Source organism: Reichenbachiella ulvae, assembly GCF_025833875.1.
GTDB classification, from domain to species: domain Bacteria; phylum Bacteroidota; class Bacteroidia; order Cytophagales; family Cyclobacteriaceae; genus Reichenbachiella; species Reichenbachiella ulvae.
The window spans coordinates 1,011,394-1,025,495 of the sequence record NZ_JAOYOD010000001.1 but is presented as its reverse complement, the minus strand read 5'-3'; the positions used below and the strand labels follow the sequence as shown (position 1 = coordinate 1,025,495).

At 41.2% G+C, this 14,102-nt stretch carries 12 protein-coding genes; 4 read left to right on the top strand and 8 right to left on the bottom strand.

Going from position 1 to position 14,102, the window contains the following annotated elements; genetic code table 11:
• Positions 1-3: 3 nt before the first annotated feature.
• The 3 genes from N7U62_RS03910 to N7U62_RS03900 are packed head-to-tail and all read right to left on the bottom strand — an operon-like array spanning position 4 to position 5,614.
• A complete protein-coding gene (locus N7U62_RS03910) occupies positions 4-1,431 on the bottom strand; it encodes an efflux transporter outer membrane subunit (RefSeq protein ID WP_264136574.1) in 1,428 nt (475 codons plus the stop codon).
• Positions 1,400-4,543 (bottom strand): efflux RND transporter permease subunit, encoded by a 3,144-nt coding sequence (locus N7U62_RS03905; RefSeq protein ID WP_264136573.1) that lies wholly within the window; start codon positions 4,541-4,543, stop codon positions 1,400-1,402. The genes N7U62_RS03910 and N7U62_RS03905 overlap by 32 nt, the downstream gene beginning before the upstream one ends.
• A 6-nt stretch (positions 4,544-4,549) precedes the next feature.
• Positions 4,550-5,614, bottom strand: coding sequence for an efflux RND transporter periplasmic adaptor subunit (locus tag N7U62_RS03900; protein ID WP_264136572.1), 1,065 nt, complete (start codon positions 5,612-5,614; stop codon positions 4,550-4,552).
• Positions 5,615-5,847: 233 nt separating this feature from the next.
• Between N7U62_RS03900 and N7U62_RS03895 the strand changes: the two genes are divergently transcribed.
• The 3 genes from N7U62_RS03895 (at position 5,848) to yaaA (ending at position 7,981) form a co-directional block, all read left to right on the top strand.
• Positions 5,848-6,492 (top strand): hypothetical protein, encoded by a 645-nt coding sequence (locus tag N7U62_RS03895; RefSeq protein WP_264136571.1) that lies wholly within the window; start codon positions 5,848-5,850, stop codon positions 6,490-6,492.
• A gap of 42 nt (positions 6,493-6,534) precedes the next feature.
• Positions 6,535-7,062 (top strand): DUF3347 domain-containing protein, encoded by a 528-nt coding sequence (locus N7U62_RS03890; protein WP_264136570.1) that lies wholly within the window; start codon positions 6,535-6,537, stop codon positions 7,060-7,062.
• A gap of 154 nt (positions 7,063-7,216) precedes the next feature.
• Positions 7,217-7,981, top strand: coding sequence for a peroxide stress protein YaaA (gene yaaA / locus N7U62_RS03885; protein WP_264136569.1), 765 nt, complete (start codon positions 7,217-7,219; stop codon positions 7,979-7,981).
• An 80-nt stretch (positions 7,982-8,061) separates the two neighbouring features.
• On the opposite strand, the gene N7U62_RS03880 is transcribed toward yaaA, so the two are convergent.
• On the bottom strand, positions 8,062-9,078 hold the full coding sequence (locus N7U62_RS03880; RefSeq protein WP_264136568.1) for a pirin family protein: 1,017 nt from the start codon (positions 9,076-9,078) through the stop codon (positions 8,062-8,064).
• Between the two features lie 73 nt (positions 9,079-9,151).
• Positions 9,152-10,324, bottom strand: coding sequence for a twitch domain-containing radical SAM protein (locus tag N7U62_RS03875; protein WP_264136567.1), 1,173 nt, complete (start codon positions 10,322-10,324; stop codon positions 9,152-9,154).
• 94 nt (positions 10,325-10,418) lie between these two features.
• Here N7U62_RS03875 and N7U62_RS03870 point away from each other — a divergent pair, with 94 nt between their 5' ends.
• Positions 10,419-11,228: a DUF3108 domain-containing protein gene (locus N7U62_RS03870; protein ID WP_264136566.1), complete on the top strand. Its 810-nt coding sequence runs from the start codon at positions 10,419-10,421 to the stop codon at positions 11,226-11,228.
• Here the strand turns inward: N7U62_RS03870 and N7U62_RS03865 are convergent.
• The 3 genes from N7U62_RS03865 to N7U62_RS03855 are packed head-to-tail and all read right to left on the bottom strand — an operon-like array spanning position 11,225 to position 13,994.
• On the bottom strand, positions 11,225-12,163 hold the full coding sequence (locus N7U62_RS03865; protein WP_264136565.1) for a transporter: 939 nt from the start codon (positions 12,161-12,163) through the stop codon (positions 11,225-11,227). The genes N7U62_RS03870 and N7U62_RS03865 overlap by 4 nt on opposite strands.
• Complete coding sequence (locus N7U62_RS03860; protein ID WP_264136564.1) at positions 12,160-13,182, bottom strand: cytochrome-c peroxidase; 1,023 nt, start codon at positions 13,180-13,182, stop codon at positions 12,160-12,162. The genes N7U62_RS03865 and N7U62_RS03860 overlap by 4 nt, the downstream gene beginning before the upstream one ends.
• The gene (locus N7U62_RS03855; protein WP_264136563.1) at positions 13,182-13,994 is read right to left on the bottom strand and encodes an MbnP family protein; all 813 of its coding nucleotides are present in this window, start codon (positions 13,992-13,994) and stop codon (positions 13,182-13,184) included. The genes N7U62_RS03860 and N7U62_RS03855 overlap by 1 nt, the downstream gene beginning before the upstream one ends.
• Between the last annotated feature and the right edge of the window lie 108 nt (positions 13,995-14,102).

Genomic DNA, 14,102 nt, shown 5'->3' with positions numbered 1-14,102 from the left:
TTATTAATTCGTTGCTTGCGATGCTTGATAATCTTCTTCTGTCAACCAACCACCACCAAGTGCTTTATAGAGCAAAACATAGGAACTTAATAATTCACCTTGCACTGCTACAAGTGCTAACTCCGCCTCAAATGCCTGTCTCTGAGACTCCAAATACTCCAGATAACTGGTGATTCCTTTGTCATACCTTTGACTACTAAGAAACTGTGCATTATTAGCCGCCCTAACATGATTGACTCTGGCGGCATATTCCTCTTTGAAAGTTTGAATAGCTATCAATGCATCTTCTACTTCCCTAAATGCATTGAATACCGCATTTTCATAATTCAAATAAGCCGATTCGGTCCTAAGTTTTTCGATTTCTACCTGTCTCTTATTTTTGCCCCAATTGAACAATGGTCCAAACAAATTCAATCCGGCTGACCAGGCTGCACCAGCTGTATTAAAACTAGCCAATTCGTTACTTACCCCACCCAGTGCAGTGAGACTTATTGAAGGAAAGCGATTGGCTTGGGCTACACCTATTCTTGCGTTCTGAGCAACAATCTTTTGTTCGGCCAATGCTAGATCAGGTCTTCTAAGTAGCAACTCTGAGGGTAGACCCAAAGGCACATCCTGGTTGACTACCAAACTATCAATATGAATACTCCTGGCTACCTCCATTGGATTATTTCCTATGAGTACATTCAGTGCATTTTGTGTCTGCGCAGCAGCACGTTCAAAAAGCGGAACTGCCGATGCAGCAATGGCTTGTTGAATTTCAGCATGATTAACATCTATCTCTGCAACTATCCCCTTGTCGTACCTGGCACGGATCAGATTCAGAGAGCTATCTCTAAGAGCCAATGTTCTTCGTGATATCGCTACGCTTTCTTCATATATTCTTAATTGAAAATAATAGAGGCAAATTTGACTGACCAGAGAAAGCCTCAAATTTTGATATCCAAATTCAGTTCCCAGATAATCTGCCAAAGCAGCCTCATTCAATCTTCGCAACTTACCCCAAAAATCAATCTCCCAACTAACAGCCCCAGCTGCCAAATAATTCCCCATGGCCTCATCATTCAAAAAGCCGGAATAAGTCCCATAATTCAATTGTCCTTGAAGATTGAGATCCGGATATAAGTTTGCTTTTTGAATTTTATACTTAAGGCGTGCTTGTTCTATACTATTAAATGTGGCTTTCACCTCTCTGTTGCTATCCAATGCCATCCGTAGGAGCGAATCAAGTACTGGATCATTGAAGAGCTCCCACCATTTGATATCTGTTAACGAATCTGATGGACTCGTTTGATATAGAAATACTTCGGGTGCAATTACCTCAGGACTCTTGTAAGCTGGTCCCATCTTACAAGAAGCAAGTAAAAGCAACATGATCAAAATGTAAAGGGGTAATTTATTATGCATTTGCTTCATCCCGTTTCTTTTCATAATTGAACAACTTACCTACCAAAACAAATAACATTGGGTACATAAATACACCAAGGAATGTCGCTAGCCCCATTCCTCCAAGCAAGGCCATACCCATCACTTTTCGGGCCTCAGCTCCAGAACCAGAAGCTATTACAAGTGGAAATACTCCTAGAATAAAAGAAAAAGCTGTCATCAAAATTGGCCTGAATCTTGACCTGGCAGCTCCTATGGCCGCATCAAATAGGGATAATCCTTTTTTAAATTCATCATTGGCAAATTCCACAATCAAAATGGCATTCTTAGCAGCCATACCAATCAGCATCACAAAAGAAACCTGAGCAAAAATATTGTTCTCAAAACTAGGGCTCCCCAATCGTGCCGCCCATAAGAAAAACAAGGCGCCAAATATAGCAAACGGAGTTCCCAATAGAATACTTAGTGGCAATGACCAGCTTTCATACTGAGCTGATAAAATAAGGAACACAAAGACCAACGAGAACGTCAATATAACCCCAAGAGAACCAGAAGCCTTTTTTTCTTGAAATGACATGGCATTCCAAGAATAAGTCATATCAGCAGGCAACACTTCGGCAGCCGTTTTTTCTAATGCCTCCATAGCCTGCGCCGAGGTAAACCCAGGAGCCGGGGCGCCGGTTACTTCGATGGCTCGGAAAAGGTTGAATCGATTGGTGTAATCCGGGCCAGCTATAGGTTCAATATTGACCAAAGTCGCTAATGGTACCATTTTCCCAGTATTACTCTTAATAAAAAAATTGCTAATCTGAGATTCATCCACGCGATACTCAGGTTCTGCTTGAATATAGGTTTTATATAGTCTTCCAAATCGGGTAAAATCATTCACATAACTTCCTCCCATAAAAGTGCCCACAGTTTGATACAGTTCCTCTAGATTAACCCCCAATTTAAGTGCTTTTTCCTTGTCAATGTCCATATAGCGCTGCGGTACAGAAGCTTGAAAAGTAGTAAAGGCATTCCCAATTTCAGGTTTTTGGTTAGCCGCTACAATAAACTTCTGTGCATTCTCCTGAAGATATTGTGGAGAGTTCCCCATCATATCCTGAAGCATAATGCTAAAACCTGATCCATTGCCCAAACCTGGTATTGCAGGCGGACCGAAAGAAAATGCCTGTGCGCCTTTTACTTTGAGATACAGAAATTGATTGACTTGTTGAATGATCTCCTTGACAGTTCGATCTCTTTCACTCCAATGCTTGAGAGAGACAAACAAGAATCCATTGTTGGAAGACATCGCTCCTGATAGCATGCTAAAACCTGTAGCATTGGTGACAAAATCAACTTCTGGTATTTTCATCAATGCCTGTTCTACATCTTTAGCAATCACATCTGTGCGTTGTAAAGAAGCGGCATTAGGCAATTGCACGTTAACGAAAAAATAGCCCATATCCTCTTCAGGAATGAAACCACCCGGAACCAATTTACCAAAAACAACTGTTGCTCCAGTCAGGATCAACATAAATACAACCCCTCGTTTGAGTTTGCGAGATACAACTTGTGTGTAGCTCATATAGGCATCGGTGGTTCGATCTACCCCCCTGTTAAACTTATCAAAAAACCATCCTAAAGGTCCTTTGAAGGGCTCGGGCTCTTTTAATAAAATAGAACACAATGCTGGACTCAATGTCAAAGCATTGACAGATGATACCAAAACAGAAACCACAATTGTGATGGCAAACTGTTGATAGAGCAGTCCAGTAATACCAGCCATACCTGCTACCGGAATAAATACGGCCACTAATACCAAGGTAGTTGCAATTACTGGAGCAGTTACTTTGCGCATGGCATCCAATGTAGCCTCCTTGGCACTCATACCATTCTCTATATTTACCTGCACCGCTTCCACCACCACGATTGCATCATCTACCACAATACCTATGGCTAGAACTAATCCGAGCAAAGACAATACATTGATAGTAAACCCTAGTAGTGGGAAAAAGATAAAGGCTCCAATGAGTGAAACAGGGATAGCCAAAGTTGGAATCAAGGTCGCCCGCCAATCCTGAATAAAAATAAATACTACCAGTACAACCAAAATCAATGCGATGATCAACGTAACGACAATATCCTTAATACCCGCAGTTATTGGAGCTGTGGAATCTAGCGAAACATCATATTTCATAGACTCAGGAAAGTTTCCTTCGAGCCTATCCATTTCTTTGATTACATTTTCAGCCAATTCGACAGCATTGGACCCAGGAGCTTGATATAGCGCAATGATTGAAGAAGTTTCTCCATTCAGTCGCGTGAAAGCATTATAAGTCTCAACACCTAAATCGATTGTGGCTATATTCTCCAATTTGACTTGAGAACCATCTTCATTGGTACGAACGACGATATCTCCAAATGCCTCTGGTGAATTGAAACGCTCTGGCAACCTCACTGTGTAAGTAAACTCAGTTCCCTTGGGCGCTGGTTCAGCACCGAATTTCCCGCCTGGCACTACTATATTCTGCTGGTTGATGGCCCTGAGAATCTCAGGAACAGTAATCCCCAATTGTGAAAGCCTATCTGGCTTAATCCAAATACGCATCGAGTAGTCAGAAGCACCCAAAACATTGACTCTACCTACCCCCTTGATCCTAGCCAATTGATCCTTGATATTAATGAGTGCATAGTTTCCTAAAAAATCCTGATTATATCGTCCGTCGGATGTCAGAGCTATTAGCATCAGAATATTAGGCAATGATTTCTCAGTAGTAACCCCCAGCTTTTTTACGGGTTCCGGCAACTTGGCCGTGGCAGCAGACACTCTATTTTGAGCTAGGACCGTATTCATATCCGGATCAGTGCCAACATCAAATGAAATATTAATGACCATACTGCCGTCATTGGCATTGGTAGATTTCATATAGATCATGTTGTCCACCCCATTGATCTGCTGTTCCAGAGGGGTAGCTACCGATTCTTCAACATTGACAGCATTGGCCCCAGTGTAGTTGGCACGTACCTGAACAATCGGTGGTGTTAGGTTGGGATACTGCTCTATGGGAAGGTCGAGAACCGATACAGTTCCGACAATCACAATCACCACCGCTATGACCATCGCAACGATCGGTCTATGAACGAAGAAATTCCCTTTACTATCAGACATAAACCTTTACTCTACAGATGAAACACTATTGAACACTGTGGTATCTGGTTGGATTTTCATTCCAGATCTCACCTTCTGAAGTCCCTCCAAAACGATTTGGTCTCCAATCTTCAGACCACTTTCGACCAGCCACAAGTCACTGACTTTTTCTCCTAACTTGATCGGAACTGATTGTACTGTGCTACTATCGGTAACCATCATGACTGAAAATTGCCCTTGCATCTCGGTGACACATCTTTGGGGTATGGCTATTGTATTCTTTTTTTCTTCCATTTTGACTTTAACTCGCGCAAACTGACCCGGACGAATGATACGATCCGGATTTGGGAAAGAGGCCTGAACCAGTATGGCTCCAGTAGTAGCATCCACCTCCCTATTCACAAAGTCAACTTTTCCCTTATATGGGTGCACCGAACCATCAGACAAAATCAGACCCAATTCAACTGGATCCCTTTTCACACTATCCGATTTGAACTGATTCTTATGATCTCTAATATATCTTGCTACTTGTAAGTATTCTGCTTCAGTAAGAAAGAATTGAACCCTTACGGTATCAATTTTAGAAATCGTATTTAAAATTACAGGATTAGGATCACGTCCTACAAATTCTCCCACTCTTGCATTAGTCTTACCTATAAATCCATTGATTGGCGATTTAATTTTACAGTAGCTCAATTGAATTTGACTTGATCTAAGGTTTCCTTTGGCCGCATTGAGAGAAGCCAAAGCTGCATCCCTTTGAGCTTTAGCAAAATCCAAATCACTTTTACTCACCGCATTGATCTCAGCCAACGGTTCATAGCGTTTCAATTGATTTTCAGCATTGGCTAATTTGGTTTTTGCTTCTGCAACTTTTGCCTGCTGACTCGACAATTCGGCCAAAAGAGGCTCAGGATCAATGGAATACAAAAGCTGATCTTTCTTTACACTTTGTCCTTCCTTGAAATGAATATCTAGAAGATATCCCTCAACTCTTGCTCTAATTGGAATGTCTTTGAGCCCATACACCTGACCTACAAACTGTCGATAGAGAGGAACATCATTCGCTTTAACCTCAACAACTGGTATCACCTGTATGGGAACCTTATTAGTTGGTTTGTTATCGCATGAAATAACTAGCAAACAAATACAAGCAACAATAATGGATTGGCGCATAGAAATAATTAAAGTTAGGATAATAATAGAAACTAATAACTCTACGATGCCTAATTTAGGAACATATTTATTCAATCATTAAGGATGGGGAGTCTTTTTAAAATCAATAAGGCTTTATAAATTGAATCCTGATTAAAATCACATAAAAATTGAACCTAGTAGCCAAATTATTCCTCGCATTTGTAATTATTCTTCAGGGTTGTGTCATGTCCAAAGATTTGGTTTTGGATGCCGTATGGGAAAAAGACAACTATGAACCCCTTAAATATCGCAAAGTGATTGTTTTTGGTTTTTCAGAAAACATGGAGAAAAACAAAAAGTTTGAGATCAATGCAGTAAAGGCGCTAAAAAATGAAGGGGTTTTGGCTACACCAGGACATGAGGTTTATGACTTTTCTCAAGAAGGCCGTGTTAACCCGCATCATTTAAAAAACTACCTTTTTTCTCAAGGTTTCGATGGAATTTTAACTGCTTCGGTCATCGACAATATATCCAAAGACAATGAAGAAATAAGTGATCAAGAGTTGGAAAAATACTCGGAGGGCATCTACAAATTTGACCAATTCTATCAAAACAGATACAGCGAGATCTCTAATGACACACCCTCTAGCAACAAAGTTTTAGAAGCCAATTTCTTTTACATCATGGACCAAAATGATTTTGATGGTAGCGGTTTGGTATGGATTTCTCATTTTCAAATCAAAGATGAGTTAGAGGCGAATTTCCCAGTCGAAGATTACAGCAAGCGAATTGTAAAAAGCCTATTTGAAGATCAGGTAATCGTAAAAAAGTAACGATCTTGTACTATGATATATTAAAGACTGAACTTCAAAGACATGAAAAATCTTGCCCTAATTCCATTACTATTCGTCTTGATTGCATGCCAAAGCAAAAAGAATGAAACAGAAAAAAGCTATATGGTGGAGAATACAGAACTCTCCGCAGCAAAAACTGAGAAAGAAGATTTAAAATTCAAAAGCACAGGGATTCAAACCATCTATTCAGCCTATGCTAGCCTACGAGATGCCCTAGTTGAAACAGATTTTGAAACGGCTAAAAAATATGCTCAGCAATTGAGCATTGCACTAGAGTCAGAAAGCAAAATGCAAGAAGCCGGTATTGCGAGCAACATTTTCTCAGCTGGGGAAATTGAGATTGCTCGAAGACACTTTTATGAGTTAAACGAAGGTATGGAAGCAATTCTAGAAGGAAACATTGAATCGGGAAAAATCAATAAGTGCTACTGCCCTATGGCTCTGGACAATAAAGGAGCCAGTTGGTTTAGCACCAAAGACGAAATTAATAACCCCTACTTCGGAGACAAAATGCTAAAGTGTGGAGTCATCAAAAAAACATTGGAATAGATCAACTTTCCGTCATGTTAAAGGCCGAGCAATCAAGGTGAATCGCTCGGCCTTTTGTCTTTATTTAGCTAATCAATCGGGTCATTTGATTTATCTATTTTAAGGGCTGAGATAGTCACTCAATATCCTATATCTTCGTGAAAATTTATAGCATATGATCGCATTGATATCCCCGGCAAAGACTCTAGATTTTGACAATAAACCATCTGTAGAACATACTTTTCCGCGTTTCCCAAAAGAAACCAAAGAGCTGATTTCTGTACTTAAGGAAAAGAAAGTGGAAGACTTGCAATCGCTCATGAGCCTAAGCGAAAACCTGGCCCAGCTCAATGTAGAAAGATACAATAGCTTTAAGGCAGCTCACAATGAGAAGAATTCTAAAACCTGTCTACATGCATTTAAAGGAGACGTCTATTTAGGGCTTGAAGCTGAAACTTTGGATGACAAGGGTCTGAACTTTGCTCAAGAACATCTACGCATACTCTCTGGTCTTTATGGATTACTGCGTCCCCTAGATTTAATTCAGCCATATCGTTTGGAAATGGGAACCAAGCTGGCTTTTGACAATCACAAAACACTATACAGCTTTTGGGAAGATAAAATTGCTAAACTCCTCCTCCGTGATCTGAAAAAGCAAGGAGATGATATAGTACTCAACCTGGCCTCCAACGAATACTTTAAATCCGTTGACCGAAAAGCGCTGAAAGCAACCGTGATCAACACAGAATTCAAAGACTTTAAAAATGGCCAATACAAAATCATCTCCTTCTTCGCCAAACGCGCAAGAGGTCTAATGGCGCGCTACATCATCGACCATCAAATCAACGATATAGAGAGCCTCAAAGGCTTCAACTATGATGGCTACTATTTTGATCCCAAGGAATCCTCTGATACCAATCTAGCTTTTAAGAGAGGTTGATTTATAAGTAGCTAGATCTTAGGCACTAGTGTTTAGATTAATCCAGACTAATGTCTTACTACTAAAATCTAGCTAATATATCACTCTGGCACTTCTTCTCTGCCATCAGCATGAAGAGCGAAGCGTCCTTTGGCAGGATCATGGACTTGCTCAGCTTTTGACCAGGGCCATCCACCAAACTGCGTACGACCATATTCGAGCATCGTTTGATGAATCTGCTCCTGCGTATTCATCACAAACGGTCCATGCTGAACTACGGGCTCCTTGATTGGTTTACCTTGCAATAGCAGTACATGACACTCTTCAGCCCCGCCTTTCAGAGTAAGCTCCTCTGTACTATCTACGTCTACCAAATGATAGTCAGGAATGACTTGTCCTTCCATTTCTAACCCTGTACCCTGATAGAAATAGAGCGTACGTGTGGCTTCAGCACTTTTTGCACCTGGCAACATCAACTCAGCTCCAGGTTCTAGCTTCATAGACCATATCGCCACTTCATGATCGGTATCTGCAGCCCAGGAGTCTGGTGCTGGTGCCAACGGCTGTTGATCACCGAATGCCCCTGCTATGATGCGCGCGCTAGCTTTTGCGCCATCCGTTTCCTGCGTTACTACAGGGATCTTTTCATTCCAAAGCATAGCGAAGTGAGGCTCAACCAGTTTACTCTTAGCCGGCAAATTCAACCAGATTTGAAAGATCTCCAGGGTATTACCATTATCTTTATTCAGCAAAGGGAACATCTCTGAGTGCTGAACTCCTCGACCGGCGGTCATCCATTGCACATCTCCATCGCTGAAGCGACCCGCTGCTCCCAAAGAATCCGAGTGATCTACCACACCTTCTTTGGCAATAGTGACGGTTTCGAAACCTCTATGCGGATGGTAAGGAAAACCTGGCACTTTGGTACCATGATACATTCTGAAGCCATCCTTAATAGAGAAATCCTGTCCAATATTACGTCCAGCTAAACTGGCATCTGGTCCAAAATCCTCATTGCCTTTGGGATACAAATCCCTATGGTGCGCACAAAAAAGAAATGGATCTTGTGTCCTCCATGGAAATACCATGGGCTCTATATTTATAATCTTACCTGACATCTTCTGTTGTTTTATGTGTTACAACATATATACAATATACAAAGAAAAATGTTCCGTATTTCACTGTTTTTCCTCATTCAATCAACGGAAACTTTTCACCACGTATTTTATCCAAAAGGGCATCAGCCTCCACCCTCTTATTCATTTGCTTTTCACTAGCTGTTCGACTATTCATATAACTAATGATGGATTCGAACTCATTCATCATGATTTCATTGGCTTGATTTTCCCGCAACCAGTCCAAATGTGCACGTATCTCTGAAGTAGCACTTTGCTTCTCCCTATCACTCAGATTCACGATGTTGTAGTAAAAGGGTCGATCCAGCATATTCAAATAGATGTCATTGACGGATATCAATTCTTTTTCAACAAAGTATCGATGTAGCAAGCCTAATCGTCCTACATTAAATACACTGACCGTCGGAGCAATTTCGAGTTTGACATGTGGACATTCTTTCTTGATCTGCCGCATATTGTCCACCAGCACCTCCCATTTCAATCCTTTTCTGACATACTCACCTCTTTCTTCTATTTCGTCTACACTGACGGAAAGCTGAACCTTTTTAAATTCTTTCCAGAATTCCAGGACATGCTGATTCTTCAATTTTAAAATGGAAAGATTTGTATTATACCTAAGCAGGGGTTGCTGACCAGACTGACACAGCAGATCCAATAATTGATAATGCTCTTCCATCATCAGTGGCTCTCCTCCGGCAAAATACACCTCCTCCACCTCTTCAGCCAACTGCAACACCCCCTGGATTATCTCACTGTTGTTTTCCGTAGCACGAATGATCGCTTGATCTGCTGCGGTATTCTTCAGCGCTTTGGCTTCTTTGAACCAACTAGAACTCGCTCCATGCCAACAAGTCCTACAGCGAAGATTGCAGAGATTAGAAAATCTTAAATCCAGATATACAGGTTTAGTATCAACCTTTCCTTCATTATCGAGAATTGACTGACTCAAATCAGGGTACCTTGCCAGTGTTTCGGTTCTCATACTGGACTTGCCAGAAGCTTCTCTATTGAGACATGCTGCACACCTTTTATCCACCCCAGATTTTATCACCTGCTGACGAAAGTCATTGATACTTTTACTCTGCCATATTTCGGAAACACTATCTTTATTCAAATTACCAAAAGTCACTGAAGTGCTGCAACAGGCCTTTATAAGGCCCTGAGTATCCACATGAAGATGCAACCAGGGCATAGGACAAAATTTTTGGTCTGAATATTGATAACCCATGAATAGAAATATGAAATTAGGATAACATTTTCGATGCAATCTAGTTTTAGTATTTCAAAAGCATTTGATTATTTTAGTCACAAAAGGAATAAAAATGAAATTGAGTTTTATCAAAGCATACCTGTCAATATTCCTCCTGTTGTCCGGCCCTAGTTATGCCCAATCCAAAAATCCTGGTGATGGCAAAGAAAAAAAAATGAAAGCCGAAAACCTGGAATATAAATTTAAATTGGGGTGGTTCACGTTAGGTGGCGGTAGCCTGAGCTTTCAGGAGAACTCAAGGATCATCAACAATGACTACCATCATGTGGTGAAGGCTCATGCGTATACCGATGGGATGGCGGCTTTTTTCACAGATATGGATGACGACTATTTATCGATCATAAACAGTAAAAGCCTGCAGCCTTACTTTTCAGAAAAACATGTTACGATCAAAAATGGTTTCTGGGATCAGTGGAATCAATTTGACCGTGAAAAGAATATAATAGATGTTAAGGCTATCAAAACTAAAAAGGATGAAAAGGATCCAAGAGCATGGAAAGTAAACATGACAGATGATAGCTACGACATAGTCAGTACTCTCGTCTACTTCATGGATGTCAACTGGTTTAGAGTCCCCAAAGGTGATACAGTAACCATCAGGTGCCACTATGACAAAAAAGTCTATCCTGTATGCTTGATCTACAATGGAATCGAAAAGATCAAATTTGAAGAAGATAAAGTAAGTGCACATCGCGTTCAAATCTACTTTCCAGAAGACAGAAAGTATACCGTAGGCAGACCTATCTTTGGTTGGATGTCCACAGATGGACGCAATATCCCACTGGTGATTCAATCCAAAATGGCCTTTGGTAACGCACGCTGTGAACTGACTGCAATTGATGGAGAGGATCCCGATTTTTAAAGATCCATCTCCCTCTTAGCTCCTAACGAAAGATTAAACACCAACCCAAGCTGAAAACGATTGTCGGAAGTAATGGTACTTCGGCTATCGGTATTAAAGTACTGGGAAACAATCATATTATAATTCCCCATCAGCATAACGGGTCCCGCATAGGCCTGTAAACCTATTTGGCCCATAGTCACTTTGCCGCCTGTATTGATTTGCTTGAAGCCCTCCTCAGTGTGCATAGCAGACTGCTCATAAACCATCCCCACATAAGGTAGCAAACTGAATTCAGGCTGGATCAAAGCATAATAAACCTTAGCCAGCGCATTGAATTGATTTCCGATACGATAATCCAAATTATTCTTCGAATTGATCTTATAGCTTCCTTCCAGATTCAATCCCCAGTTTTGGTATTTGACAGTATAGATCGAAGCAACCAAATAATCCAAACTACCCGACCCCAATTGAAAATTGCGATTGATGATCTGATCTTGATCTTCTGCATCATACTCACCCAATGGAAATTTCAACCCCGCACCCAACAATAACGAATGATTCCACTTTCGAAAATTCTCACTACTGGTGTTGAAAAGATTATAATAAGAAAGCAGGATAGGGTCTCCGATCCCATTGATAGAAACTTGCTGGCTATTGCCATCCATTTTGTTGATTCCATAAGGAAGAGAAGCTGTAACATACCATTTGGAATTGATCATATAACGCCCCATCAGCTCTACCATCTGGTACGTATCATCAGAGTATTCGTCTGCGAGCACCTCATTATCGATCGAAGCATGGAACTGCGCCTGACTGTACCTGAAGCCTATAAAGTGCGACGGGTTCTGAGACAATATCCCAAAAGAATAAGCGCCTAACTGGCAACCGCAAATATCGCAGGCCCAGGTAGAAAATGAGGTAAGAAGAAAAAGGGTTGTTATTAAAATTCTCATGGAGCAAAAAACAAAGGGTTGGAGACGAAGGATTCGTCGGTGAGTGTTTCTAAAAAGGCGATGATATCAAACTGTTCCTGATCGGTCAAAGAAATACCCAACCGGCCATCAGCTTTCAAGCTTGCATCAAGAGTTTGAGCATCTTTTACTGCTTCTGCATATTGATGCAGCACCTCCTCCAAGCTCTTGAAACGCCCATCATGCATGAAGGGAGCCGTAAGGGCAATGTTACGAAGGCTGGGCGTTTTGAACTTACCCAAGTCTTCGTCACGTTCCGTGATCAGATAGCGGCCGACATCAGTAAACTCACTGTCCAGACCATTGTTGTGAAAACCGCGATCCGTAAAGAGTATCCCTTCATGGCAGCTAGCACAATTGTTTTCGAAAAGCGCTAAACCTCTAAGTTCCGCCTCACTCAAAGCCTCGCCTTCTAGCAAGTATTGATCGTAACGCGAATTGGCTGACACCATCATCACCATGAATTGGGACAAAGCGTGCAGCATTCTGGCGCTATTGATTTCCTTTCCTTCCCCAAAGGCCGCAGCAAACTTCTGCTGATACTCTGGATCGCTTTTCATATCTTCTATCACCAGAGCAACATCATGATCCATTTCTAACGGATTAGCAATTGGATTGAGGGAAATAAAATCCACATGCACCACACCACCATCCCAAAAGAACTCATTGACGAAAGCCAGGTTGAAAATGGGAGGCGCATTTCGCTCTCCCAGCCTACCATCAATCCCAATACTCAATCGATGCTGCGGATCAGCAAAAGCCACACGCTGATCGTGGCATGAAGCACAAGAAATCGTACTGTCACGAGATAGTAGAGGGTCATTGAAAATGAACTTTCCTAATTCGAACCCTTCTTTTGTCACCGGATTGTTTTCAAATGTATAAGTCGCCTCAGGAAAATGCTCCGGTTGCTGAAAACCAAAAGGCACCGTGTTTTCACTTCCATGGTCACAGGAAAATAAAAACACAGCAAAAAACACCGATACAAACAGCCTTTGCATCAAAGTGGATTGTTATGCACGTGATCAAATGAGAACATCAAGGGGATGTTATCAGCATATACAGAACCTGCCTGAGGGTGATGAACGCTGTTTTGAACAGAGAAATCAAAGGTTTCTCCTCCATCTAAAAATTTAGCGATATCCGCAACAAGGTGAATCTCTGGTTTGAAATCCGGACTCACCAGTATTTCATCCATATCAATCGTGACTGTTCTTACATTGTTAGGTGAACCCCATCCACCGATATGATAACCAAAACCTCGTGGATTTTCTTCTTCAATGGTTTCACCAAAGGACTCACCGTCGCTCTGAGGCGATTGCCCTTCTACTTTTATTCCAATGTAGCCGCTATTCCATGTCCAGAACATTCCATCTAGTATGATGCTCGCACCCTGATCTACACCTTCTTCCTCTATTCCGATCTTGAAACTAATTTGATCATAGATTCCAGGCATGATTCCTTCTATGGTCACATTTTGACTAGAGAGGTTGGACTCATCTACCAGATAATAACCGTTAACATCATCCCCTGCTATTACTAGATCATCTGCATAATAAGCACCTTCTGGCCCTTCTAATACAATTTCACTCACGATGTATTTGACCAAAGTCAGGTTATAGTCCTGAACCTTGGCAGTCGTAAAAGGGTAATCTTCATTGTATGGGTTGGACAAAATACCGGACTGCTTCTCTCCTACTACATTATCGAATTTGATCTCGATTGTACCAGCACTATTAGAATCATTGTTTTCTTCACATGAGGATAGCAATGCAAAAGCGATCATTCCCCCTAGATAATATATGTATTTCATTTTTGATCGAATTAAAAGTTGTGAGACATCCTACCTGCCTCATTCTTAAAAGAATTTTTTAGACTATGCATGAATTGCTATTTCTAGCTCAACGCCATGAATCAAACG

Bases quoted from the DNA above. Each gene is read 5' to 3' on its own strand.
- N7U62_RS03910 (WP_264136574.1), bottom strand. From the start codon at position 1,431: ATGAAAAGAAACGGGATGAAGCAAATGCATAATAAATTACCCCTTTAC.
- N7U62_RS03905 (WP_264136573.1), bottom strand. From the start codon at position 4,543: ATGTCTGATAGTAAAGGGAATTTCTTCGTTCATAGACCGATCGTTGCG.
- N7U62_RS03890 (WP_264136570.1), top strand. From the start codon at position 6,535: ATGAAAAATCTTGCCCTAATTCCATTACTATTCGTCTTGATTGCATGC.
- yaaA (WP_264136569.1), top strand. From the start codon at position 7,217: ATGATCGCATTGATATCCCCGGCAAAGACTCTAGATTTTGACAATAAA.
- N7U62_RS03880 (WP_264136568.1), bottom strand. From the start codon at position 9,078: ATGTCAGGTAAGATTATAAATATAGAGCCCATGGTATTTCCATGGAGG.
- N7U62_RS03875 (WP_264136567.1), bottom strand. From the start codon at position 10,324: ATGGGTTATCAATATTCAGACCAAAAATTTTGTCCTATGCCCTGGTTG.
- N7U62_RS03870 (WP_264136566.1), top strand. From the start codon at position 10,419: ATGAAATTGAGTTTTATCAAAGCATACCTGTCAATATTCCTCCTGTTG.
- N7U62_RS03865 (WP_264136565.1), bottom strand. From the start codon at position 12,163: ATGAGAATTTTAATAACAACCCTTTTTCTTCTTACCTCATTTTCTACC.
- N7U62_RS03860 (WP_264136564.1), bottom strand. From the start codon at position 13,182: ATGCAAAGGCTGTTTGTATCGGTGTTTTTTGCTGTGTTTTTATTTTCC.
- N7U62_RS03855 (WP_264136563.1), bottom strand. From the start codon at position 13,994: ATGAAATACATATATTATCTAGGGGGAATGATCGCTTTTGCATTGCTA.